We start from the raw sequence: 26,164 nt of genomic DNA on the forward strand, positions 1-26,164 counted from the left end.
CAAAGCAGAATACGTTGGTATATGACAAAGGACACTGTACGCGGGTGTCCTTTGTTGTAACACAGAATAGCTACTGTTATGATAGTGTTATGAGATTCGTAGTTCTGAACAATGGGGTCAGGGGTGTTGCGAGGAATGAGAAATTATAATTTTTTAAGTCCAATCCTGCTGGTTGTGGTGGCGCTGATTGTGAGAGGCCTGGTGACTAACCTGGGAGTTCTTTTCGGATTATCACAAGAAGTGGCGAGTAATATTGCCATGATAGCCATGATTATTGCTGCACTGATTATGTTTAATCGAATGACGAAGGCTCGGCGTAGAAAATAGAAAAAGCTCGGATAACCAGAAGGTTATCCAAGACACGAAGACACCCTCTGGGTGTCTTTTTTTGTATTGACGTTCTGATCCTAACGTTTTAGACTATTGCTAATTGATAATAACATTATAAATAACAAAAATAACAAAATCATTAAACAAAGTATATGATGTCCATTGCACTCTCTATTTGCTAGCCCATTCCGGTCCCCAAAGGAGAATCCAATCATGAAGATCATTACCGACAAACCATATATCGTTCAGGACGGCCAGCCTTTGCAGATTGCAATCTGGAAGCTGACCGTCGTCAAATAATGATGAAGAAGGACCGCAGGAGCGCTGATGAAGCGTTCAGTCGGTCCTTTATGTCATGGATCAGGCTGTGTGCAGTTCGAGAGATGTGTATCGATACGGGTTAACGGTTCTAGAATATTCAACGATGAAGTGAAGGGAGCGATCCTTATGAAGAGACAGCCTGTATTGGAAGTCATTGCTGTGGATGTGGAAGATGCCAAGGCAGCTGAGGAGGGAGGGGCTGATCGGATTGAGCTGGTGTCTGCGATGTCTGAAGGAGGACTTACCCCCAGTTATGGCGTCATGGAGCATGTGGTATCCCAGGTATCCATTCCGGTGTATGTCATGATCCGTCCCCATAGCCGCTCGTTCCGCTATAGCGCAGATGACATCCACGCCATGACCCGGGATGTACGCGTGGCGAGGGAACTTGGAGCCGCTGGCATCGTAATCGGTGCCCTCACCGGAGATGGTGAAGTGGACCTTTTACCCATGCAATTATGTATGGCCGAAGCTCAGGGTTTGGGCGTTACGTTTCATCGTGCAATTGATGTGAGCACAAGCTTGACTGAGGCGCTCAAGGCCATTAACACATTGGGCAACGTAGAGCGTGTACTTACATCGGGAGGGAAACAGACAGCGCCTGAAGCCATACTGGAACTGAAACAGCTTCAGCAATTGGGGCAAACCTTGAACATCGCTGTCATGGCAGGGTCGGGGGTCACCATAGAGGGAATTCAAACGCTAGTGAGGCAGACGGGTATCACGGAAATCCATATGGGATCAGGCGTGAGGTACAAAGGCAACTTTAATTATCCCATTGATCCACATTTGGTTGAAGAAGCCAAGCAACAGTTATTGCTTGCATCACAGCCATTCATGGACAGTAGTGCACTGAGTAGTGGTCCAAGCAAGGGTGGTCCAATGATATGGGGATGCGCTAAATAAAAGGAGTGATACGCCATGAATTATGAACTGCAACCAGCCGAATGGATTAAGTCCGCAGCACAGGTCAGCCCATCCGAACGCCAGCTGAGATGGCAGGAGATGGAGTTCTACGCGTTTATTCATTTTACGGTAAATACATTTACGGATCAGGAATGGGGCACTGGGGAGGAAGACCCGGCGATTTTCAATCCTTCTGAACTGAACGCAACGCAATGGGTGCAGGCATGCAAGGCTGCGGGGATGAAGGGGCTGATTCTGACATGTAAGCATCATGATGGATTTTGTTTGTGGCCCAGTCAGTTTACAGCGCATACGGTCGCGGCTAGTCCGTGGAGGAATGGTACGGGGGATTTGGTTCAGGAAGTCGTCGATGCCTGCCGTGAGGGTGGATTAAAGTTTGGCGTGTACCTGTCTCCTTGGGATCGGCATGAAGCCACTTATGGAGATTCCGAGAGGTATAACGAGTTTTTCCTCCAACAGTTGCGCGAGCTGCTTACGAATTATGGCGATATCTTCTGTGTATGGTTCGATGGTGCATGCGGTGAGGGTCCGAATGGCAAAAGGCAGGTCTATGACTGGGACGCCTATTATGCGCTTATTCGTGAACTTCAGCCTGAGGCTGTCATCTCAGTATGTGGCCCGGATGTTCGCTGGTGCGGCAATGAGGCGGGGCATACACGGGAATCGGAATGGAGCGTTGTGCCAGCGCATATGCAGGATAATGAGAAGATTCAGGAGCAATCACAACAGGTGGATGATGGTGAGTTTGCCACAAGGATCAATACGCAGGACAGTGATTTGGGAAGCCGAGAGGTCATTCGTTCCCAAGGTGGGCAACTGATCTGGTACCCTGCCGAGGTGAATACCTCGATTCGCCCAGGATGGTTCTATCATGCCAGTGAAGATGATCAGGTCAAAACACTGGAAGAACTGCTCGCCGTTTATTACGGCGCAGTGGGAGGCAACGCCACCTTTTTACTCAATCTGCCACCGGATACGCGTGGTCTCATTCACGAAACGGATGTGGAGCGACTACAGGAATTGGGAGATTCGCTGCGTACCATTTTTCAGGAAAATTTCGCCTTGCAGGCGCTGGTAAAAGCATCGGAGACGATGGATGAACAACATGCCGTATCGGAAGTGCTGACGGAACGCCGGGATACGTATTGGTGTCCTCACGAAGGAACAGAGCAGGCTTGGATTGAGCTGGATTTGCGGGAGGAACGATCGTTTGATCGGTTGGTGCTGATGGAACATATCCAGACAGGTCAACGGATTGAGCGTTTTACACTGGAGTTACAGACGGCAGATGGTGGTTGGGAAACGTTCTACACGGGGACGGTGGTGGGGTATAAGCGAATTTGCTGTTTCCCACAGGTCACATCGAGAAGGATGCGATTAACCATTCATGAATCCAGATGGTACCCTACGTTGTCTGGGTTGGGCATATATCTAAGTGAACGGGGAGGGCTGTAACATGGCGGTGCTGACGTATAAAGGTTCACATTTCATGTATGATGGCGAGCCTATTCGGATTTTGTCGGGTGCAATCCATTATTTCAGAGTGGTCCCCGACTATTGGGAGGATCGGTTACTCAAGTTGAAAGCCTGCGGTTTCAATACGGTGGAAGCGTATGTGCCGTGGAATGTTCATGAGCCGCAGCCGGGGCAGTATTGGTTTGAAGGCATGGCTGATTTGGAACGTTTTATTCGCATTGCGGGAGATGTGGGTCTGCATGTGATTGTTCGCCCGAGTCCTTATATATGTGCCGAGTGGGAGTTTGGCGGATTACCTGCCTGGCTGCTTGCCGATGATGAAATTCGTCTGCGGTGTAGTGATGCAAAATTTCTGGAGAATGTGGATCGTTATTATGATGTGCTTTTGCCCAAATTGAAACCTCTTCTGAGCACCCATGGCGGGCCGATCATTGCAATGCAGATTGAAAATGAGTACGGCAGCTTCGGGAACGACGCGAGTTACCTGCATTATTTACGTGATGGCATGGTAGAGCGCGGTATGGATGTGTTGTTATTTACCTCGGACGGACCGACAGACCACATGCTGCAAGCGGGATCAGTCCCGGGGCATCTGGCTACAGTTAATTTTGGATCAGGAACGGAAGGAGCGTTCGCCAAGTTGCGTGAATATCAGGCGGATGAACCTTTGATGTGCATGGAGTATTGGAACGGCTGGTTCGATCACTGGGGTGAGTCACATCACACCCGAGAAGCCACAGATGTGGCTGGTGTGTTTGAGGAGATGCTTCGAGCAGGAGCCTCGGTTAACTTTTACATGTTCCACGGTGGAACGAACTTTGGATTTTATAACGGGGCGAACTGTCAGCAGAAGGATCAATACGAACCCACAATTACAAGTTACGACTATGATTCACTGCTCAGTGAATCCGGGGAGCCGACAGCGAAGTTCCATGCGGTGAGGGACCTTATTGCTCAATATAGCGGCGAAGATCTGGGTGAGCTTGTGCTGCCAGAATCAAAGGGGACCATCGCTTATGGGCGGGTGGAGTTGACCCAACAGGCGTCATTACTGGCGCAGATGGACCGGATATCAGTCCCGGTACAACGCACGAATCCGGAACCGATGGAGAAGCTGGGTCAGGATTATGGCTTTATTTGTTATCAAACCCGAATATCCGGGCCAAGGGAGCGACAGGAACTGGTGGTTCAGGAGGTTCGTGACCGTGCGCTTGTGTTTGTTGATGGGCAATTTCAGGGCGTGCTGGAACGGGGGAATACGGCATTATCGGTTTCCTTTGCAGTGCCGCCTGAGGGCGCAGATCTATTGATCCTTGTTGAAAATATGGGGCGAATCAACTATGGTCCGTACCTGAGAGATCCGAAGGGCATCACCGAAGGTGTGCGACATGGCTTTCAATTTTTATATGATTGGACGATTCATTGTCTGCCATTAACTGATCTGTCGGGTTTACAATTTAGTGATGTGATTAGCGAAACAATTAATGAAGTACAGGGACCAGCATTTTATCGAGGAGAGTTTAATATCACGGATGTAAGAGATACTTTTCTGCGACTGGATAGCTGGACCAAGGGGGTTGTATTTGTAAACGGATTCAATCTGGGGCGCTACTGGAATAAAGGACCGCAAAAAACGTTATATGTACCAGCCCCGCTTCTTCGTGAAGGTGAGAATGAAATCATCGTATTCGAGCTTCATCAGACGGATGATCTGGCAGTAACGTTTGTGGATACACCGGATTTGGGCTAGAAAAAGGAAAATAGTAGAGTCAAACGATTAATGGCAATTGTCGTGTCCGCCGGAAAAAGGTATACGTTGGGTATGGACATTGACTACAAGAGAGGATGAGGAAAAATGAAAGTTGGACTCAGCACCTACAGTCTGCAACAAGCATTGGATCGCAAAGAATTAACCGTACCAGATGCCATTCGTTGGATCGCCGATCAGGGCGGGGAACATGTGGAGATTGTACCGATGGGATTCAGTCTGATCGATAATCCGGAGTTGATTGATGAGATTAAAGCTGTGGCAAAAGAGGTCGGGATCGACATTTCCAATTACGCCATCGGCGCAAACTTCGCTGTTCAGGAGGACGCCGAAGCGTTGGAGCAAGAGATCCAGAATGTGATGCGACATGTGGATGTGGCTGCTGCGCTCGGCGTGAAGCTGATGCGTCATGACGTGGCTTTCCGCCCTGCACCAGAGGGAACTGTAGCACAGTTCGAGATCGACCTAACGGTACTGGTGAAAGCCTGTCAGCGGATAGCCGATTATGCAGCGGATTTTGGAATCACAACAAGCGTTGAGAACCATGGGTACTATGTGCAGTCGAGTGAGCGAATTCAGCGTTTGTTACACGAAACGGCGCGGAGTAACTTTAAGACCACGCTGGATGTCGGCAATTTCCTCTGTGTGGACGAAGACCCGGTGAGTGCCGTGAAAAATAACATTCCGTACGCGTCGATCGTGCATGCCAAAGACTTCTACTGGAGACCTTCCTACCGGAACCCCGGTGAAGGCTGGTTCCAAACCTCGCATGGCAATTACCTGCGCGGTGCCATTGTGGGCCATGGCGATATCGACATGCCTGAGGTATTCCGTGTATTGAAAAAATCCGGGTATGACGGATATATCTCGGTTGAATTTGAAGGCATGGAGGATTGCAAAACCGCCTCACGCATTGCCATGGATAACGTCCGCCGCCTATGGGAAGAGGCATAGAGCTGAGTACTTGTTTTAAATGAAATATGACTTGTTACGTATGGCTCAAACAGAAAGTTAGTTCAGTCAGAAAAAGTAGTGGAGGGGGCGAAATCGATTCTGAAGAAACGAAGCTAAAAGCTTTCTGCAAGAAAGCTACTTCGTAAGCATTAACTCGCCTTTATCACCGGATTTCCCCTTTTGAGAAAGGGGATTAAAGAAATCTGGGGATAAGAGCGATCGGAAGAACGATTCGCAACCGGAACGTCTACCCAATGGACGCCAATTATTTTATTTATGGAGGAGTCAGCACTATGTCCAAATTGAAAGTCGCCGTTATCGGTGCCGGATCCATATCCGATTGCCATTTGCAAGCCTACGCCAGTAACCCGGACGTTGAAATATACGCTATCTGCGACCTGAATGCAGAACGTGCCACAGAAGTGGCGAAGCAATATAATGCACCTCATGTGTTTACCGATTACAAAGAATTGCTCGCACTGCCTGAGATCCATTCCGTCAGCATCTGTACATGGAACGACTCCCATGCGGAGATTAGTATTGCTGCTCTGGACGCGGGCAAAAACGTGCTGTGTGAGAAACCACTCTGCCAAACGGTGGAGGATGCCCTCGAAGTAGAGAAGGCGGTTCATCGCAGTGGAAAGCTGCTGCAAGTCGGTTTTGTTCGCCGATATAGCGACAATGCACAAATTCTGAAGAAGTTTATCGACGAGGGTGAGCTGGGCGAGATCTATTATGCCAAAGCCTCCAGTCTTCGTCGTCTGGGCAATCCGGGTGGCTGGTTCTCGGATATCAACCGTTCTGGTGGTGGTCCGCTGATCGATATCGGGGTGCATGTAATCGACATTTGCTGGTATCTCATGGGCAGACCAAAGGTGAAATCCGTCTCCGCCAACGTGTCCAATCGATTGGGAAACCGCTCGAATATTAACAATCTGTCGTTCTACAAGGCAGCGGACTATGACGCGGGGCAGAACACCGTTGAGGACATGGCGAATGCACTGATTCGTTTCGAGAACGGTGCGAGCCTACTCGTGGATGTCAGCTTCACGCTCCATGCTAAAGCGGATGAGACTTCGGTAAAGCTATATGGCGATAAAGGCGGTGCCGAGCTGGAGCCGGAAATTTCGATCATTAGCGAGAAATTCAACACCATTTTGAACATGACGCCACAGGTGGATTTCAAATCATTCGACTTTATGGGATCGTTCCGCAATGAAATCAACCATTTTATCGATAGTACACAGGGCCGCAAAGAAACACTTAGCCCCGTCGAAGACGGCGTCGAGGTAATGAAGATGCTCTGTGCCATCTACGAATCGGCACGCCAGGGCCGCGAAATCACGCTGTAAAGGTAGGATTGTATTGCGTTGTTACGCTACGTTGATACTTTACTACTCCGTTTCATTGAAAGTTATGAGCACTTCATTCCTTTTCGATGAAAAGCTCCGCTCGGGGTGGGATTCGGAGTCGACTTCTTGGCCCGCGGTTGGAGTAGAGCAGGGAGCGAGTGCTAACGAATCTGAGGCGTCTTATTCAAGGATTCGAAGCGCTGGCAGAAATCTAAGGAACCTGACACATGCTATATCAGAATAAGCAGCAGTTTACAGCGTTTTTACCACCTAATTTCGGGAAATAACGTGTCTGATGTTCCTTACAATTTAAAAAGTGGACCTAAGGATCAAATAAGACGCCCTGAGTTCTTTAGAAAATTTTCTACCCATTCGCCAGGATCACCCGCTTGGATTTCAAGACGTTATAAACGCGCTGACATCCATCATCGTATATCTTCCCTGAACTGAAGTTGAAGACACACCCTATAGAAGACTTACCGTTTACGCTATAACAGAGAGTGCAGAACTAATCCAAAACAACGAATCGCATTCTCTCTGCTCTTGTATTTCCCTATAGAAACGAAGTGAATATGGGGTTCCATGGTAATTGAAGATGGCACCGCACTCGAAATAACAGAGTTACTAAGCCCCTTAATAGTCACATTAAAAATGACAGGATTTGCGATGTCCTTCTTAGTTGAATTAAACATTACACGATAACGGAGAGGGCAGAAGAAATCTGAAGAAGCGAAGCGCTCGCCTTTATCCCCGGATTTCCCCTCTAGGGAAATAATCAAAAAAATCTGGGGATAACAGCGATCGGAAGATTATTCTGACCGCGCAGTGGCCGAGTGTAAACCTATGTGTTCAGCGTTTGACATGAAATCCAAAGGAGATGAAACAGGATGAGCGAAGCCAAAGAAACCGTACTGGAGCAGGAAGAGCAGATTGTCGAAGCCGGCGTGCACAATTTTAGCAAAGAGGATGAATGGATCAAACCGGAAGATCCGCTGCTGAATGAGCGGCTGGAGTGGTTCAAGGATCAGAAGCTGGGGTTGATGATGCACTGGGGGCCGTATTCACAGCTTGGTCTCGTGGAATCTTGGGCGCTGAGCGACGAAGATGGCGATTGGTCGCGCGATGACATCGACTGGACGGATGACATGGAAGACTTCAAGCGGGAATATTTTGATCTGAACAAAACCTTCAATCCGATTCGTTTCCAGCCTGAGGAATGGGCACAAATGGCGGCAGATAACGGGTTCAAATATTTCCTGTTCACCACCAAGCACCATGACGGTTTCTGCATGTGGGATACCAAGACGACGGATTACCGGATAACGGGCAAGGACACGCCTTTTCATACCCATAAGTATGCGGACATCTGTCGAGCATTATTTGATGCATTTCGGGCCAAAGGACTGGGCATCTCAGCGTATTTCTCCAAAGCGGACTGGCATACCCCGTATTACTGGGCACCGGGCATGGAGCGTGGACGTCATATGTGGCGCGGGCCCTCGTATGATCCCCATAAGTATCCGTGGCTGTGGGAGAAATTCGTGGAGTTCACACATGAGCAGATCATGGAGCTACTGACGAATTACGGGCGAATCGAATGTCTGTGGCTGGATGCTGGATGGGTGCGCGAAGGTCGCCATGGTCAGGATATCAGGCTTGGAGAAGTCGTGGAACGGGCGCGTAAGACCACACAACCTTGGCTCCTGTCCGCAGATCGCACCGTGGGTGGGGCGTATGAGAATATCGTTACCCCCGAGCAGACCATACCGGAACATCCGATGAACATTCCATGGGAGAGCTGTATTACCGTGGGGAACTCCTTTGCCTTCGGATTCGATGATCAGTATAAAACGGGAAGACAGCTGGCACATATTCTACTCGAAGTTGTGTCCAAGGGCGGTAACCTGGCGCTGAATGTAGGTCCACAACCCGATGGGCGTCTGCCAAAAGGGGCAATTCGAGGCATCAAGGGCCTCGGTGAATGGTTGGGTACTCATGGGGAAGGCGTCTATGGAACCCGGATCTGCGGGCCATATTTTACGAAAGATTGGGCTTTCACACAGAAAGAAGAGATCAACACCGTGTATGCCTTCCGTATATACCGAAACGAGAATGAGACCGTACAACCACAGTTAATCATTCCTTATCTGGAAAAGGTAGAGCGGATCGAACTCGTCGGTAGCGATGACGTACTTTCGTATCAGCAGACAGAAGACGGACTTCTTGTGGATCTGCCCCAATCCGCTACAACCAATGAAGCTCCCATCACACATACGTTCAGATTGGTCACAAGCGCATAGAGGTTGTTCAAAAAGTCCCCAATTGATCACGAAGTAAACCACGAAGCGAACTCGACATCGAATCTTGCGTTCACCTTCGGAGTCCGGTGCTCATGTAGGTTTGCCTACACTCCGCTCCTCCTCTTTCAGGTTCTCGCAGCCTTCTCGGTGCTGAATCGTTAACTTTTTGAACTTGCATGTAAGAATGCCATGTCAATTCCGGGGGAGATATAACCACCTCCGGGATTTTTTTATTCATACATAAGGGACACGATGCCCAATAGAAACGGCTCGCAATCGCTTGTCACACAAGGGTTTGTGGAATAAAGAGAAGTCGGAGAAAATTGCAAATTGATAAAAGTTTATCGAGCGATGTACTATCAAATCAAGAAAGCGCTACCTGATATGAATGTTTACATCATATTTGTTGAACAAGGAACTAAGAACAGAAAAAAGGATGTTTAAGGGATGTAAATGTAATGTATTATTACACTTGAGGTGTAGAAGGAGTGACGCAAATGAGTCGAGCTACGGAAAGCATACCCGCCAAGATGGAACTCCATCAGAGGAAACATGTAGAGCCCAAGCGGCAGCATCCATTCATCAAAAGCCTCAAGAAACACTGGGAGCTCTACCTGCTCGTGCTGCCCCCGGTGTTGTATCTGTTGATCTTCAAGTACATTCCTATGGTAGGTGTCCAAATCGCCTTCAAGGACTTCAGTGTGGTCAAAGGAATCTGGGGAAGCCCGTGGGTCGGATTCAAACACTTTGAAGCCTTCTTCCAATCTCCAAACTTCTGGCTGTTAATCAAAAACACGATAGGCATCAGCTTTTATTCCTTAATTGCCGGTTTCCCCATTCCGATCCTTCTGGCGCTGGCGCTGAATGAGATTCGAACGGGTTACTTCAAGAAGACCGTGCAGATGGTCACTTACGCTCCGCATTTTATCTCAACGGTTGTTATGGTATCCATTATCATTCTGATGCTCTCCCCGCATGTGGGCGTGGTAGACAAGCTGTTCACACTGCTCGGCTTCCCGATGACGAACTTCATGGGCATTCCGGAATACTTCAAATCGATATATGTCTGGTCAGGTGTGTGGCAGGGCATGGGATATTCATCAATTATATATATCGCAGCTCTTGCTGGTGTTGATCCATCTCTCTATGAAGCAGCAAAGATGGACGGCGCATCAAGGCTTCGGAAAATATGGCACATCGACCTCCCATCGCTCGTTCCAGTCACCGTTATCATGCTGATTCTGAGTCTGGGCAGCATTATGGGTGTGGGCTTTGAGAAAATATACCTGATGCAGAATCCACTCAACACAAGCGCTTCGGAGGTTATCTCCACGTATGTGTACAAGGTGGGTCTGATCGGAGCGAATTTCAGCTTCTCCTCGGCAGTTGGGTTCTTCAACTCCATTATCAACCTGATCCTGCTGGTTATCGTCAACGGCATATCGCGCAAAGTATCCCAGAACAGCTTGTGGTAAAGGAGGAGTTTATCCATGTTCAACCTGATTAATCGTAACCGGATCAAGGACCCGCTCGGTGACCGCATTTTCATGACATTCAACTATATCTTTCTGTTCGCCATACTGCTAACAGTGTTTTATCCGCTTTTGTATATCATCAGTTCTTCGTTCAGCTCTTCACGAGCCGTGACATCCGGTCAGGTGTGGCTGTTCCCGGTAGACTTTAACATCAAGGCGTACATCTCCATTTTCAAAAGCCAACAGCTTATGCTCGGTTTCTATAACACGATCATTTACACCGTGGTGGGCACGTTCATTAACGTGGTGCTGACCGTCATGCTGGCGTATCCTTTGTCACGAAAATCGTTCTATGGACGAGGGGCCATCATTATTTTCATGATGATCACGATGTTCTTTGATGGCGGTCTGATTCCCACCTACCTCTTGATGAAGGATTTGCACCTGCTCGATACACGTTGGGCGATGTGGCTGCCCGGGGCGCTCGCAGTATTCCAGGTAATCGTGGCAAGAACTTTCTTCCAATCTTCCATTCCGGAAGAACTCGGGGAGGCCGCGGAAATGGATGGTTGCCGGGATATCCGGTATCTGATCAGCGTAGTTCTTCCCTTATCAAAGCCCATTCTGGCAGTCATGACACTCATGTATGCCGTAGGTCACTGGAATGCGTACTTTGATGCATTGATCTACCTGCGTTCCGAGAAATTGTTCCCTCTACAATACGTGCTTCGCAATCTGCTTATCCTGAACGCGGCTGATCCGGCGATGCTCGCCAATACCAGCCAACAGATGCGGGACCAAGGGTTCGAGCAGGTGTTGAAATATGCACTGATTGTTGTCGCGAGCATTCCAATTCTGATCATGTATCCATTTGTACAGAAACATTTTGTTAAAGGGGTCATGGTTGGTTCCCTGAAAGGTTAATCCTTGTGAGTTAAGCCCGGTTGCCTCTTGAAAGGAGGTGGAAGGAACACGCCGGCTTCCGGGGTCGATTTTATACACGTGCAGTACAAGTCAATAATTTGCCGTTATGAACAAAAAGGAGGAGTCAGATTGAGAAAATCTTGGATTTCGATGTTGTTTCTGGTCTTTGCTTCGATGGCTTTGTTGTCCGCATGCAGTTCATCCGAGGAATCGGGTGGAAGTAGCGACGGTAGCGGGGAGAGCGGCGGTCCTGTAACCATGACCCTCTTTGCTCCGCAAGGCAAAGCGTCCATGGAAGAGAATGAATTTACCCAATTTATCGAAGACAAGTTCGACGTTACCCTAAAATGGGATCTGGCCCCAACGGACGCTTTGCAGGATCGCAGACAATTGCTGCTGGCTAGTGGTGATTATCCGGAAGTATTTCTTCACGGCAAGTTCACCACCTCAGACCTTCAAACCTATGGAAAACAGGGCGTGTTCCTTCCGCTACAAGATCTGATTCAGAAGTATGGTCCGAATCTGACCAAGATTATGGAAGAGAAACCATACTTCAAAGAAGCCATTACGGCACCGGACGGCAACATCTATGCGCTGCCTATCTTCAATGAATGTTACCACTGTACGTATGCACAGAAATACTGGATCAACACGGAATGGCTCGATAATCTGGCTCTGAAAATGCCAACCACAACTGATGAACTGTATACCGTTCTGAAGGCGTTTAAGACACAAGATCCAAACGGTAACGGGAAAGCGGACGAGATTCCACTTACAGGCGCACCGAACAAGTATGTATGGAATGGCAACATTGATGCCTACCTGATGAATAGCTTTATATACAATGACAACGACAAATATCTGATCGTGAACGATGGCAAGGTGAGTTTTGCCGCCAATCAGGAAGGCTGGAAGAAAGGGCTGGAGTACATGAACAAGCTCTATGCAGATGGCCTGATTGATCCGGCTTCCTTTACACAGAATGATCAGGCGATTGGACAGCTGGGGAACAAGGAAGGCGATGAAGTGGTCGGTTCCATTACAACGGCGCTGGTCAGTTATCTCGTGAATACTTATGACAAAGATATCACCCGTCACCAGCACTGGGAGATCGTTCCTCCATTGAAAGGACCAGATGGAGTGCAGACGACAGGCGCCACGCAGAGCGTAGGTGAGTTTGAGTTTGCCATCACGAACAAAGCGACAGAAGCACAGCAGATTGCCGCCATCAAGATCGTAGACTACATGTTCAGTGAAGAAGGTGCGCTGTACGCGGAGTATGGACCAACTGAAGGCAAGGGCTGGAAGAAGGCAGATGCCGATGAGAAAAACATCAATGGCGAGCCGGCCAAATACAGCTACTACAACCTGCCTGAGCGTGATCCAAACGTTGTTGTGAACGAGAGTTGGTCACAGATCGGAGCACATGACTTGTCCAACACGTTCCGTAATCTGTTTGCGGAAGGACAGAATCCTTTAGAAGCAGAGGGTTATGGTACACGTCTGGCTCAAGCTACCAATGTGTATGAACCTTATGCACCCAAAGAAGTATACCCTGCGAACGTATTTATTCGTCCAGAGGATACGGAATCAGCCGCACAACTGACTACGGCCATCAAGGATTATGTACAGACGAATATGGCACAGTTCATTATTGGCAGCAAGAGCATTGATAAGGAATGGGATTCGTATGTCAAAGGCTTTGATGGTCTCGGACTGAGTAATTACCTTGAGATCTACCAGCGTGCCATTGAGAAGAATCAATAATTGAAGGATTCAATATAGAGGCTGTCCCGTCTGTCACCCGTGACCGGGACGGTCTTCTCCTATGACAACCCCACGTCATCCGATATAATGTACTGAATATTTATGGAAAATTAGCGATCAGCACAGATGTTTGTCGTCATTCAGCATGAACAGTAATGGTGGGGGGATCTCGGAGATGAACAACAATTGGTTTAGACGTTTGCTGTTATCGTATCTGCCTGTTTTCTTTATTGTGACGACCATTCTATTCTTTATTTTCTTTCAAGTATTCAATGAACAGAACCGTAGAGAAGCGCTTAAGGCCAATGAATTTCTGGCCTCTCAGGTCACGCAATATCTGGACAACTCCCTGCGTTCCATCGACTTCAAGGTACTGCGTGAGATTTTGACCAACCCTAACTTGAAGAATTATTTCTCGGTATCTGGCAGCGATGATGTGTATGCCGGCATTCAGGCGGTCCAGGTGGTTGATGAATTGAAAATAGAGTATCCGCTGATTGATTCGATTTATCTCGTTCGATACGGGGATGGCACGGTCTTCAGTAACGGGAAGGCTGTTCCGATTGAAGAGTTCCCGGATGCAGACTTTATTGCAGATAGCCGGTCAAGGGATGAACAGAAGTGGGCAGGGGCACGAGCGTTCCGGGCTTTTCCATCGCAAGCGACTGAGCAAGTGATTACGATTGTGCGCAGTGTAGGAAACGGCAAAGGACTTGTGGTCACAAACGTGGACCTGAGTACCCTGAGAAAATCCATCATGCAGATGTATGATCCGGAATTTACGTTTGTGAACATCTTCAACCGTTCGGGCGGCAATCTGTGGGATAGCAGCATGCCAGGAGGGGGTGCAGCTTCTACTAAAACCACGTCGGGAGAAGTCTTCTCCGAATTCACGTCGAGTTATAGCGGTTGGAAGGTGCAGACAGGTCTCAACAATGGAAAAATCGTCAAATGGACGCTGCAATTTTATAATATCTGGTTTGCCTTTGCGGTAGTGGTTGTGTTGATCGGGGTGGTGTGGGTGATCTACGTGACCCGTAGAAATTACAAGCCGATTCAGCAGATTGTCACGTTAATTCAGACCGTCTCTTCGCAGAAGCAATCGGGGCTGGGCTATGGCAAGGAGAATGAGTTTCGATTCATCCATACAACGCTGGAACGCATGATTGATCAGACGAGACAATATCAGGAGGAGCACGAAGAGAATCTGATTTTGCAGAAAAAAATGTTCTTTCAGGAGTTGCTGGAGGGCACACGAGACTTTACGAGCACGGAGCTGACAGCGGAGATGAAGAAGTTCAAACTGCCTGAGCTGGAGCATCGTTGGGCCGTCATGGTAATTGAAATGGATCGGTATGATACATTTGTGACGGAGTATCATCATCAGGACCAATCCCTCCTGAAATTTGTGTTATCCAGTATTCTGCAAGAGAGTGCACGCCATGAAGGGACGGAAGTATGGGCTGAATGGATCTCCGATCAGCGTCTGTACGCCATCCTCTGGATTCCGGAAATGGAACAAGCTGAGGAGACTGAACATCGATTGCTTGCTGGTTATCTGGACAGAATCGATCAGTATCTGAACTTCACCGTGACCATTGGTGTTGGTCGGGTTGCTGTTGATATTCGGGGGTTGAGAGCTTCATTGAAAGAAGCCGTGCACGCGCTGGAGTACAAGGCTGTACTGGGCATAAATCGCATCATTCCGTGTAGTGATGTGCCGAATTCGACCAATGATGTGTATGAGTTCCTGAAGACCATCTCCCTGCTGGTACAGGCGATGCGCTTGTCGGACGATGTTTGGGAAAAGCATTTTGAGAGACTGTTTGAACAAATCAGTGAGTCCGTTCTGTCCCGTCAGGAAATTATGAATACAATCCAATTGTTATTTCAACATTACAATCGGGAATTCGCCGAACTTCCACGGGAGTATCAGGAGTCATGGGCTGCTATATTCACCCCGCTTCTTCCAAGGCTTGAGGGCTGGGAGACGTTAGACGATCTGCGTGAGCTGTGCTGGGAAGGGTTCAGAGAACTGGCGTTGCAGATGCAGACGCTGCATTGTTCCCGAAAACACAGATCACATATTCTGGAGATTCGCAAATACATCGAAGAGCATTACAACAATCCTGATCTGTCGCTGAACTACCTTAGTGATCTATTCGATATTAATCCGAAGTATCTGAGCAAGCTTTTCAAGGATGAGATTGGAGAGAAGTTTGTGGATCTGCTCATTAGTCATCGCATCGAAAAAGCTAAGCTGCTCATGCAGGAGACGGATAAGGCTATTCAGGAGATCAGTGAGGAAGTGGGTTACACGAACTATAATTCCTTCAACCGGGCTTTCAAAAACGTGGTGGGTGTGGCACCAAGTGACTACCGCAAAGCCATGTGAGTGCACGCGCCTAACTAATTCCGAACGCATAAGGAGAATGTGCATATGGACTATAAAGATGCTTCGCTTCCCATTCAGGAGCGGGTTCAGGATCTGATCGGACGGATGACAACGGCAGAGAAGATTGGACAACTCATTCAGCCGATGGGATGGAAGACGTATGATAAAGCAGCTGATGGTACAGTACAGGTGACGGAAGAGTTCAAAGCGTACATGGAACAGGGTGGTGTCGGTTCTCTGTACGGTGTGCTTCGGGCCGATCCATGGACCGAAGTGACGCTGGAAACGGGGCTTACCCCACGGCAGGGGGCCGTTGCCACAAATGTCATTCAGCAGTATGCCATGGAGCATTCCCGGCTGGGCATACCCATTTTGTTTGGGGAAGAGTGTTCCCACGGGCATATGGCGATCGGGGCAACAGTTTTTCCGGTACCGTTAACAGTGGGCAGCACGTGGAATATGGAGTTGTACCGCAAGATGTGTGAAGCCATCGCTGTGGAGACCCGGAGCCAGGGTGGAGCGGCAACGTATTCCCCGGTGCTGGATGTCGTACGTGACCCGAGGTGGGGACGGACGGAGGAATGTTTTGCCGAAGATCCATACCTAATCGGTGAATTCGCAGTAGAAGCCATGAAGGGACTACAGGGTGACCGCCTTGATTCCAACCAGACAATTGTCGCGACACTCAAGCATTTTGCGGCTTATGGCAGCTCGGAGGGTGGGCGCAATGCTGCTCCAGTTCATATGGGCTTACGTGAATTACATGAAATAGATCTGTTGCCGTTCAAAAAGGCAGTGGAAGCCGGAGCTTGCTCCGTGATGACCGCATATAACGAAATTGATGGCGTACCTTGCACGTCCAGTACGTATCTGCTGAATGACCTTCTGCGCGAGCAGTGGGGTTTTGATGGGTTTGTGATTACTGATTTTGGTGCCATTCAGATGCTGGTTCATGGACATAACACCGCCGAGAACGGGGAGCAGGCCGTGGCACAGTCCCTTCAGGCAGGTGTAGACATGGAGATGTCCGGGTACATGTACCGCAAACATCTTGGTCAGGCGCTTGAGCAGGGAATGATCGAAGAGAAGGATCTGGACTTGGCTGTGTGGCGAGTGCTAGAGATGAAATTCAGACTTGGTCTGTTTGAACAACCTTTCGTAGATCCTGACTTTGCAGAACAGGTCATCGGATGTGAAGACCATACACAGCTGGCGAGGGAAGTTGCACAAGAGGGGATTGTTTTACTGAAAAATGAGGGAAATACTCTTCCGCTTGCCAAAACAGGCACGAAGCTGGCCGTCATTGGTCCGAACGCAAACCATATCTATAACCAACTTGGGGACTATACCTCGCCACAACCGAGAGAGCAGATCGTCACCGTACTGGATGGCATTACGCGCAAGCTTGGCGCGGATTCGGGTCAGGTGCTGTACGCGCCTGGCTGCCGGATTAAAGGCGACTCCAGAGAGGGCTTTGCGCAAGCGCTGGCTTGTGCGGAACAGGCAGATGCCATCGTGATGGTGATGGGCGGGTCCAGCGCCCGCGATTTTGGTGAAGGTACCATAGACTTGCGGACAGGTGCTTCAGTGGTGACCGATGATCCATGGAACGACATGGAGTGTGGCGAGGGCATTGACCGGGCTTCCCTGAATCTCATGGGTGTTCAATTGGAGCTGGTGCAGGAAGTACATAAGCTCGGGAAACCCGTTATCGTGATGTATATTAACGGCCGCCCCATTGCTGAACCTTGGATTGATGAGCATGTCCATGCCATTGTGGAAGCGTGGTACCCCGGACAGGAAGGTGGTAACGCGATTGCGGATATTCTGTTTGGCGATGTGAATCCATCGGGTCGTCTTACCGTCTCCATTCCCAAGCATGTTGGGCAACTTCCGGTCTATTATCATGCCAAACGCACTCGTGGCAAGCGGTATCTGGAGATGGATCTGGCGCCGCAGTATCCGTTTGGATATGGACTGAGCTACACCGAATTCAAATACGAGAATGTAAGAGTTATACCGGATGTGATCGGCCCGGATGATGAAGCACAGGTGATGGTTGAAGTCACGAATACCGGAGCGGTATCGGGAAGCGAGGTTGTGCAGTTGTACATCACGGATGTGTCGGCTTCGGTTACGCGGGCTGAAATGTCACTTAAGGGTTTTCGTAAAATCCATCTGGAGCCAGGACAGACTCAGACCGTTACATTCCCTGTGCAAAAAGAACATCTCGCACTGATCGACTCTCGTCTCCAGTCTGTCGTAGAACCGGGTGAATTCAGGCTCATGGTTGGCCGCAATTCTATGGATTGGACCGCCTGCAGTCTGCACATCCAGAAGGTGGAGGTGCAGGTATGATTCGAATTCAGCGATTCATCGAAGATCTAAAACAGCGACAATGGCTGGATACGATCGAGCTTCCAGCGTGGGAGATGCAGAGGGCCAGATACATTCGGCCAGGGGAATACGAGTACGAACAGGCAGAAGTAAATAAAGATGAGCAGGCAGACAAGGCCATGCAAAGCTTGAATCCGCTGAAAAGCGTACACGGCACGACGTATTTTCTGAGTAATCGTGTGGAGATTCCGGCGGAATGGCAAGATCAAGCTGTTGGGCTGATCTTCGAGGCTGGAGGAGAAGGGCTGCTGAAGGTGAATGGCATGCCGTATCACGGACTGGACCGGAATCACGGGTTCGTACCCTTGCCAAGAAGTCGGGTAGGGGATACGCCGCAGTTGGAGATTGAACTCTACGATCCGATTCCGGAGCCGCAGGATCCACTCAACCGACAAGCCGTTATTCAGCCGCCTATTCAGGGCATTCGGGCAGCACTGGTTTATGTTAATCAGCCATTGCAGAGCCTGATGTACAGCGTTACGGTACTCACCGAGTCGCTCCGGGCATATAACGAGAAGGAACCCAAGCGGATGGCACTTGTTCAAGCCATTCATCAGGTGATGGATGACATGTACAATGACCCGAATCGCTGGAGTGATACAGCCTGGATACAGAACTTCGAACATGGATTAGTACAGTCGGTACAGCAGGAAGATCCGGAGGAGTATCGAAGTGGCTTCATGCATCTGGTTGGACAATCCCACATTGATATTGCCTGGCTGTGGCCTGTACGTGAGACGGTTCGCAAGTCCAGTCGCACGTTCTCGACCATGTGTACGTTGATGGACACGTACCCGGATTTTGTGTATTCCCAGAGCCAGCCGCAGTTGTATGCCTTCGTGAAGGATAATTACCCGGAGCTGTACAAGCGTGTTAAAGCCCGCATTGCCGAAGGACGCTGGGAATTGGTTGGAGGCATGTGGGTGGAGCCGGATCTGAATATTCCGAGTGGAGAATCGTTGGTTCGGCAGATTCTGTATGGACAGAACTTCTACCAGGCGGAATTTGGCAAGCGCTCCAACATCGAGTGGCTACCGGATACCTTCGGCTACTGTGCTTCTTTGCCGCAGATGCTGAAGCTTGCGGATATTCCTTATTTTATGACCACCAAGCTGAATTGGAATGATACCAATGCGTTTCCGTATGACCTCTTCGACTGGGTGGGCATTGATGGTACTTCGGTGCTTGCGTATCTGAACCATGGGGTGAATGAGCATACGCGTCCCAAAGATGTGGATGAACATTGGCAATCATTTAAACAAAAGGATGTTCACCCTGAGCAAATGTTGCTTTACGGACATGGCGATGGTGGTGGCGGCGTGACGAATGAGATGGTGGAGTTTGCGGAGCGATCCCACTTGATGGTGGGGCAGCCAATCAGTAAATTCAGCACAGCAGGGGCTTTTTTTGAAGACATATCATTAAATAATCCGACGTTGCCGAAATGGCACGGGGACTTGTATCTGGAACTGCATCGCGGAACGTATACAACTCATGCGAGGAACAAACGTAGCAACCGTAAGGCAGAGGTATTATATCGGGAAGCGGAAATCTGGGGGCAATTTGCCGGGGCTTACGGCGCGCACACGAAGAATGATCTGGATGAAGGCTGGAAGTTGATTATGCTCAACCAATTCCATGACATTATTCCGGGAACGTCGATTCCAGAAGTTTACGTAACGTCCACCGAGGAGTACACGAAGGTATTTGCACTGGGTACATCCGCACTGCGGGAAACGCTGGATACCCTTGCGGAGAACATTGCTACAGATGAAGTTGATGGTCTTCCCTACATTATATTCAACAGCCTTGGCTGGGAACGTGGAGAAAATATCACCATTACAGGGGATGCCCACCTCGCCAGGATGGCAGCATTTGATCGTCAAGGAGACCGTCTGGCCTGTGATCTTGAACAAAAGGAAGACAAGTATACGTTGCTCGTGCATGTTCCGTCGATTCCTGCTTTTGGGTATACAACCATATGGCTGCGCGAAGCATCGGATGTTATCCTTCCAGTAAGGGAAGAAAAATCCTTCCCTTCCACGTGGGAAACTGAATTTTACACGCTTGAGTTTAATAACTTGGGAGAGATCACTCGATGGTATGACAAAACGGTAGGACGTGACTGGCTGAAGCCTGGTGATCGGGCGAATGAGTGGCAGTTTTTCCACGACAAACCGACGTACTGGGATGCATGGGATATCGATCCACGATTTGAATCCCAGCGAGCTGGTGCGGTGCAGTTGATCTCCAGAGAGATTGTACAGCGCGGGGCTACGCGAGATGTACTACGCTTTGTCTGGAAGTTGAATCAATCGGAGATCAGTCAGGATATCATTTTGCATCGTTACCAGCGGCGTGTTGATTTCCGTACAAAAGTGAACTGGAATGAGAGCCATAAACTGCTCAAGGTGGCATTTCCGGTGGACCTGGTGGCAGCCAAAGCGGCTTATGAAATTCCGTTTGGAGCGTTGGAGCGTCCAACTCATAACAACACCAGTTGGGAGCAGGCGCAGTTCGAGGTCTGTGGACATCGTTGGGCGGATATCTCGGAGGGCAACAGCGGTGTGAGTTTGCTGAATGATTGCAAGTACGGGTATGACATCAAGGATCGGACGATCCGCCTGTCCCTGCTTCGTGCCCCGAAATGGCCGGATGAACATGCCGATCAGGGCGATCATGAATTCACGTATTCTATCCTGCCCCATCAGGGCGATTGGCGACAAGCCGCCGTCGTTCGCCGGGCGATGGAGCTTAATCATCCGGTGGAGGTTGTGGCAGCGAGTCAGTCTTCGGGTCACTTGCCAGCTGAACACGTTTGGGTTCAGTTCAACAGTGAGCATGTCATTCTGGACGCAATCAAGCCCGCGGAAGACGGCTCGGGAACGGTGCTGCGTTTCTACGAATCATCAGGAGGTCGGGAAACGGTGCAGGTTCAGTGGGCTGAAAAGGAAATCAAAGCGTCCATCATTAATCTTCTGGAGGATGAGATCCATCCGTTGGCTTGTTCAAACGGCACAATTGAACTGACATTCAAACCGTATGAGATCAAGTCGGTGAAACTTGTTGATATCAGTAATGAGTCGAACCTTACATTTACATGAGAACGTAGAGTTACTCACTCAATCACAGGAGGTATGACATGAAATTAACGAATAAGATCGGTGTCATCGTGGATAGCTTTGGCGTAGGTGTACGGGAAGGGTTGAACAAAGCCAAAGACGTAGGTGCAGAAGGTGTGCAGATCTACGCCGTCAAGGGAGAGATGGACCCTGAAAACTTGTCACCTGCGGCGCGCAAAGAGTTAAAGGGTTACATCGATTCTCTGGGTCTTGAAATTTCAGCACTGGTTGGCGATCTGGGTGGACATGGGTTTCAGGTCAAGGAAGATAATCCGTGGAAAGTGGAGAAGTCGAAGCGGATCGTGGATCTCGCTTTGGATCTGGGCACCAACATCGTCACAACACATATCGGTATTGTTCCACACGACCCTTCATCGGAAGTCTACGCTGCGCTGCATGCTGCTTGTGAGGAGTTGGGCCAATACGCCAAAAGCGTTGGCGCATACTTTGCCATTGAGACAGGACCGGAAACGGCTGCTGACTTGAAAGGATTCCTGGATACGTTATCGACCAACGGAGTATCGGTGAATTTTGACCCGGCGAATATGGTGATGGTGACCGGAGATGATCCGGCGCGGGGTGTTCATCTGCTCAAGGATTACATCGTACATACCCATGTGAAGGATGGTGTGCGGCTGAAGGAAGTTGACCCACGAGACGTATACGGAGCAGTCGGTTATGCCCCTATGGATCACGATAAGATTGCCGAGATGGTCTCTTCCGGAACCTTCTTCCGCGAGGTTCCTCTGGGTGAGGGTGGCGTTGATTTTGATGGATACTTTGCAGCGCTTCAGGAGATTGGTTACACCGGTTATCTGACGATTGAACGTGAAGTAGGCCATCAACCGGAGCAGGACATTCGCAAAGCGGTTCAATTTATCCAACAATATCGATAGGGAGCTGAGCAGATGAAAGTGGGCCTGAGCACGTATAGTTTGTTGAACGATTTGAATTCGGGTGAGATGACGGTGCTGGATGTGATCGACTGGATTGCGGCGAACGGCGGCGAGCATATGGAGATGGTACCTTACGGTTATACCGTGGAGGATAATCACGATCTGGCGGATGCGATTCGGGAACGGGCAGCGTCTGCGGGTATTGAACTGTCCAACTACTCAATGCCAGCGAACTTCGTGCAGGAGACGGAAGAGGCGTTTGAAGAGGAGATGGCTCGGGTCAAAAGACATGTGGATGTCGTACACCGGATGGGTGTAAAACATCTGCGTCATGACGTCACGGCGTTTACCCTGCCAAAGGAGAAGATGACCATCACCTGGTTTGAGCAAAATCTGCCGCTGATGGTGCGGGGAAGCCAGATCATTGCGGACTACGCCGCGCAGTTTGACATCACGACAACCATTGAGAATCACGGCTTCAGTGTGCAGGCGAGTGACCGGGTGCAGCGTGTACTGCATGCTGTGGATCGTCCGAACTTCAAAACAACACTCGATATTGGAAACTTCATGTGTGTGGATGAGAATCCGATCATTGGTGTCATGAAAAATCTGCCGTACGCTTCTCTGGTCCACTTCAAAGATTTTTACTTCCGTCCTTATGATGAGCATCCAGGTGAGGGTGAATGGTTTACGACGGCCAACGGTAACTTCCTGCGTGGGGCCATCGTTGGACAAGGTGACATTCCAATTCGTAAAATTGTAAAGCTGATCAAAGACTCCGGCTATGATGGAAACATTACGGTGGAGTTCGAAGGCATGGAGGAATGCAAATCCGCATCCAAAATCGCCATGGACAACCTGCGCCGCTTCTGGGAAGAGGCGTAACGAAGCATGATGAAACATAATAAGGGAATGGATCAAGGGCCACTTTTCGAAGTGGCTCTTATTTTTGATCATTAGGATTCTGGACTGTCCATCGGTCCAGGATCATTTCGATGTAACGCATGGTTTCCGTTGTCATACCATATACACGAGCTGACCGATCATCCCCTGGGGTGATATAATCCCAATATTTTTCTGCCAATTCTGCATTCCCTTGAAAAGCCCTTTCAGCATAATCAGAGATTCGGATGGCCAGTAACCGTGAGGCTTCGGAATCCGGAGGTTCCATCTTGCATGTATGAACATCTTTAAGAATATCAGCCCATTCCATGGATATTGAATTGTTCTGATTATTCAGAGGTAACGATTCCATTTCTTCAGGTGTAAAAACATCTTGACGGAACTTGCCCGGAGGTTGATCCAGTTCACGGATGAAACCCAGCATCTCATCCAGACTGATTTTACCGGAGGCTCTGATGGCATATATAGTTGAAAAAAGAAGATGCTCGACCTTGCTTAATCTCTCCTGCTGTTCCTTAACGACGGCCAGTTGTTGTTCCAACGTATTATTCCATAAAGTGAGATTACTCTCTGGTTCAGAGCGAGTAGCATCCTGATCAAGGAATTCTCCAATCTCATTCAATTTAAAATGCATTTTCTTCAGAATGGTAATCTGCTGAAGTCGTAAAATATCCTTTTCACCATATAAGCGATACTGATTGTTCTCATTACGGGCCGGTCGCAGTAAACCCAGCTTCTCATAATAATGCAGTGTTCGGATGGATACTCCGGTATGTTTGGATAGTTGTCCAACGGTATACAACAGGCAGATCCCTCCCTCATGATTTATGTATTCTCCACCAGCGCCATGCATTGAGCACCGCCAGAATGATCCCACCGACGAAGATTATCATCATATACAAAATAAATATTTCGGCCAACCCGTTATCTTGCGCGGTATAGCTTAACAATGCCGGTCTATCACCTGGCATAACAACGAATCTGGCTACTTCCAGGTAAGCGATATGAAATCCGATGGAGGCCCATAGAGAACCGGTCAAACTGCGCAGAAGCTGTAACGTAATTCCATAGGTCAAGAGTAGGATCATATAATCCAAGGTTATCCGGTTTCCGGCATCCATACCGACGAGCTCTTGCAATAGGCTGACACTCATCGGAACCAGCAGAAAGAGTATGATTTGAGTTACATAAGCGAAAAACACAGGAAGTCGCAGTCTGGAGCGTAATCCATCATAGACCATGCCTCGCATGGATAGTTCCTCTGGCAAAGCTTCATACAAGAAAGCAATACAACTATTAAGTGCAACAGCAAGCAAGAACTCGGCTGAGAAGTGCCACTCCGTAATCGTAATCCAGTTGTTCATACTAGCTATCGCTAACCCGATGAAGGCCAGAGAAGTGGCAAATAATGCGCCAAAGAGCAAGTGAATTATGCTTTTTCCTGTCAGAGGAAGAAGAATGGACTTCATATGGAAGTGTCTTCGAATGACGAATAGTACGGGCAAGACGATACTAATAATGACAACAGCCTGGATGAGATGAACCATCCATTCAGCAACACCAATAGTGCTGACAAACTCCCCTGCGAGTGTAGCAAAAAACAGACCCAATGTCATCGTCAACCAACTCATTCCAATAATGGATATTCCACTGCTGCGTCGTTTCTTGGTTACATGTTCAGGTGACATACTCATGCTAATCCCCTCCTGAAGCCAGTATAAACCCTCGAGTTAACGTCAGGGTCAAGCAGGAAATATGCCTATCAGAATATGGTTCTGCGCAAGGATTAAGTTACGAGCAGCACAAGTGTGGTATACTGGATATATTCAGCCTGATAATAACTGGCTATGGATAGGAGATGTCACTGATCTATGCAGGTATTCGAGGACTGGAATCAGAAAGTAAAGAGGACGTTTAATGCTACGAACCCAGAGGTAGTATTGACGGTATCGGAAGCTGGAAGTTTGCTTGGTTTGACCAAAGACCAGATGAAACTGTACGTGGACAAGAACAAACTAACGAAGGTCCCGATCATGAGAAGTGTTCACCGATACCTCTTATTGAAAAGTGAAATAGATAACATCGTTCAAGCTCGATAACTTCATAGGATTGAACACAACCATTTTACCGATAGGATTCGGGAGAGTGGTCTTTTTTTTATCTGAAAGGGGACGGAACGTGCTGAATAAAGTGTCAAATTGGTTCTATCAGCGGGTGAATTGGAAATGGTTTGCAGCTGCGGTTGTTGTTTTTGCCTGTTTTATTGCATTCATTCTGCCCTCGCAGGCGGCAAAGTCGGAGGAAGCCACAGGTGGTGGACAGTCCCCGGATTCATCGTTTCTGTACACGGCGGATGATCTTTATCAGATGGCTGAGCAGTATGGAGAAGCAGGGCGAAGCGCCTATATTCAGGCACGGTTCACATTTGATCTCATATGGCCTTTGGCCTATCTGTCCCTCTTAGTTGTTCTGTTATCGATACTCTATCGTGTGCTTCCGGTAAAGAGTCGCTGGCGTTGGGTGAATCTGATTCCGATCTTAGGTTGGGTTATGGACATGCTTGAAAATATAGGTGCATCCCTGATCATGTATCGTTATCCTGAACGTACGTCTGTGCTTGCTGAACTCACTCCGCTATTTACCCTGTTGAAATGGTGTCTGATCTATGCCAGTTTTGCAGCACTGGTTCCGGGTGTTCTGATCACTGCTCTCTATTATATACGCAAGCGTAAGAAGTAGTGGAGCGAGGGATGGATTAAGAATATGTTGGTAACCCTAATCGTGTAAAGGTCCGCAGTGATGAGTGCAGAAATATACGCTTGTCAAAGGACAACCTGTTCATATATACTCATGTCGC

At 48.8% G+C, this 26,164-nt stretch carries 19 protein-coding genes; 17 read left to right on the forward strand and 2 right to left on the reverse strand.

Annotation, left to right across the window (positions count from 1 at the left end):
* The first annotated feature begins 135 nt into the window (after window positions 1-135).
* The 15 genes from MKY95_RS01140 (at window position 136) to MKY95_RS01210 (ending at window position 23,289) form a co-directional block, all read left to right on the forward strand.
* On the forward strand, window positions 136-327 hold the full coding sequence (locus tag MKY95_RS01140; protein WP_017691199.1) for a hypothetical protein: 192 nt from the start codon (window positions 136-138) through the stop codon (window positions 325-327).
* Window positions 328-777: 450 nt separating this feature from the next.
* On the forward strand, window positions 778-1,557 hold the full coding sequence (locus MKY95_RS01145; RefSeq protein ID WP_051447421.1) for a copper homeostasis protein CutC: 780 nt from the start codon (window positions 778-780) through the stop codon (window positions 1,555-1,557).
* A 15-nt stretch (window positions 1,558-1,572) separates the two neighbouring features.
* Window positions 1,573-3,033, forward strand: coding sequence for an alpha-L-fucosidase (locus MKY95_RS01150; RefSeq protein ID WP_036616319.1), 1,461 nt, complete (start codon window positions 1,573-1,575; stop codon window positions 3,031-3,033).
* Window position 3,034: 1 nt separating this feature from the next.
* On the forward strand, window positions 3,035-4,804 hold the full coding sequence (locus MKY95_RS01155; protein WP_036616322.1) for a glycoside hydrolase family 35 protein: 1,770 nt from the start codon (window positions 3,035-3,037) through the stop codon (window positions 4,802-4,804).
* Window positions 4,805-4,909: 105 nt separating this feature from the next.
* Window positions 4,910-5,776, forward strand: coding sequence for a sugar phosphate isomerase/epimerase family protein (locus MKY95_RS01160; RefSeq protein ID WP_036616325.1), 867 nt, complete (start codon window positions 4,910-4,912; stop codon window positions 5,774-5,776).
* Window positions 5,777-6,069: 293 nt separating this feature from the next.
* Window positions 6,070-7,128 (forward strand): Gfo/Idh/MocA family oxidoreductase, encoded by a 1,059-nt coding sequence (locus MKY95_RS01165; protein WP_036616328.1) that lies wholly within the window; start codon window positions 6,070-6,072, stop codon window positions 7,126-7,128.
* Window positions 7,129-8,015: 887 nt separating this feature from the next.
* Window positions 8,016-9,428: an alpha-L-fucosidase gene (locus MKY95_RS01170; RefSeq protein WP_339196431.1), complete on the forward strand. Its 1,413-nt coding sequence runs from the start codon at window positions 8,016-8,018 to the stop codon at window positions 9,426-9,428.
* Window positions 9,429-9,958: 530 nt separating this feature from the next.
* Entirely contained in the window at window positions 9,959-10,903 is a 945-nt protein-coding gene (locus MKY95_RS01175; protein WP_235193981.1) for an ABC transporter permease subunit, read from the forward strand.
* A gap of 15 nt (window positions 10,904-10,918) precedes the next feature.
* Entirely contained in the window at window positions 10,919-11,827 is a 909-nt protein-coding gene (locus MKY95_RS01180; RefSeq protein WP_017691189.1) for a carbohydrate ABC transporter permease, read from the forward strand.
* A 129-nt stretch (window positions 11,828-11,956) separates the two neighbouring features.
* The gene (locus MKY95_RS01185) at window positions 11,957-13,594 is read left to right on the forward strand and encodes an ABC transporter substrate-binding protein (protein ID WP_051447422.1); all 1,638 of its coding nucleotides are present in this window, start codon (window positions 11,957-11,959) and stop codon (window positions 13,592-13,594) included.
* Between the two features lie 175 nt (window positions 13,595-13,769).
* The gene (locus MKY95_RS01190) at window positions 13,770-15,989 is read left to right on the forward strand and encodes a helix-turn-helix domain-containing protein (RefSeq protein WP_036616337.1); all 2,220 of its coding nucleotides are present in this window, start codon (window positions 13,770-13,772) and stop codon (window positions 15,987-15,989) included.
* A gap of 45 nt (window positions 15,990-16,034) precedes the next feature.
* Entirely contained in the window at window positions 16,035-18,347 is a 2,313-nt protein-coding gene (locus MKY95_RS01195) for a glycoside hydrolase family 3 N-terminal domain-containing protein (RefSeq protein ID WP_036616339.1), read from the forward strand.
* Window positions 18,344-21,490: an alpha-mannosidase gene (locus MKY95_RS01200; protein ID WP_036616341.1), complete on the forward strand. Its 3,147-nt coding sequence runs from the start codon at window positions 18,344-18,346 to the stop codon at window positions 21,488-21,490. The genes MKY95_RS01195 and MKY95_RS01200 overlap by 4 nt, the downstream gene beginning before the upstream one ends.
* A 38-nt stretch (window positions 21,491-21,528) precedes the next feature.
* Window positions 21,529-22,404: a sugar phosphate isomerase/epimerase family protein gene (locus tag MKY95_RS01205; protein WP_036616343.1), complete on the forward strand. Its 876-nt coding sequence runs from the start codon at window positions 21,529-21,531 to the stop codon at window positions 22,402-22,404.
* A gap of 12 nt (window positions 22,405-22,416) precedes the next feature.
* Window positions 22,417-23,289 carry a sugar phosphate isomerase/epimerase gene (locus MKY95_RS01210; RefSeq protein WP_036616345.1) on the forward strand — a complete coding sequence of 291 codons (873 nt, stop codon included), beginning with the start codon at window positions 22,417-22,419 and terminating at the stop codon, window positions 23,287-23,289.
* A gap of 58 nt (window positions 23,290-23,347) precedes the next feature.
* Here the strand turns inward: MKY95_RS01210 and MKY95_RS01215 are convergent, their stop codons facing one another.
* Together MKY95_RS01215 and MKY95_RS01220 are read right to left on the reverse strand one after the other, a co-directional pair.
* Window positions 23,348-24,109, reverse strand: a complete 762-nt coding sequence (locus MKY95_RS01215) for a MerR family transcriptional regulator (protein ID WP_036616348.1) — start codon at window positions 24,107-24,109, stop codon at window positions 23,348-23,350.
* Window positions 24,110-24,125: 16 nt separating this feature from the next.
* Complete coding sequence (locus tag MKY95_RS01220; protein WP_051447423.1) at window positions 24,126-25,001, reverse strand: CPBP family glutamic-type intramembrane protease; 876 nt, start codon at window positions 24,999-25,001, stop codon at window positions 24,126-24,128.
* Between the two features lie 177 nt (window positions 25,002-25,178).
* Here MKY95_RS01220 and MKY95_RS01225 point away from each other — a divergent pair, with 177 nt between their 5' ends.
* The gene (locus MKY95_RS01225) at window positions 25,179-25,406 is read left to right on the forward strand and encodes a hypothetical protein (RefSeq protein ID WP_017691180.1); all 228 of its coding nucleotides are present in this window, start codon (window positions 25,179-25,181) and stop codon (window positions 25,404-25,406) included.
* A 79-nt stretch (window positions 25,407-25,485) separates the two neighbouring features.
* Entirely contained in the window at window positions 25,486-26,046 is a 561-nt protein-coding gene (locus tag MKY95_RS01230; RefSeq protein WP_051447424.1) for a hypothetical protein, read from the forward strand.
* The last annotated feature ends 118 nt before the right edge of the window (window positions 26,047-26,164 follow it).

The sequence above is a fragment of the Paenibacillus sp. FSL P4-0176 genome, from assembly GCF_037975265.1.
Lineage (GTDB): Bacteria > Bacillota > Bacilli > Paenibacillales > Paenibacillaceae > Paenibacillus > Paenibacillus amylolyticus.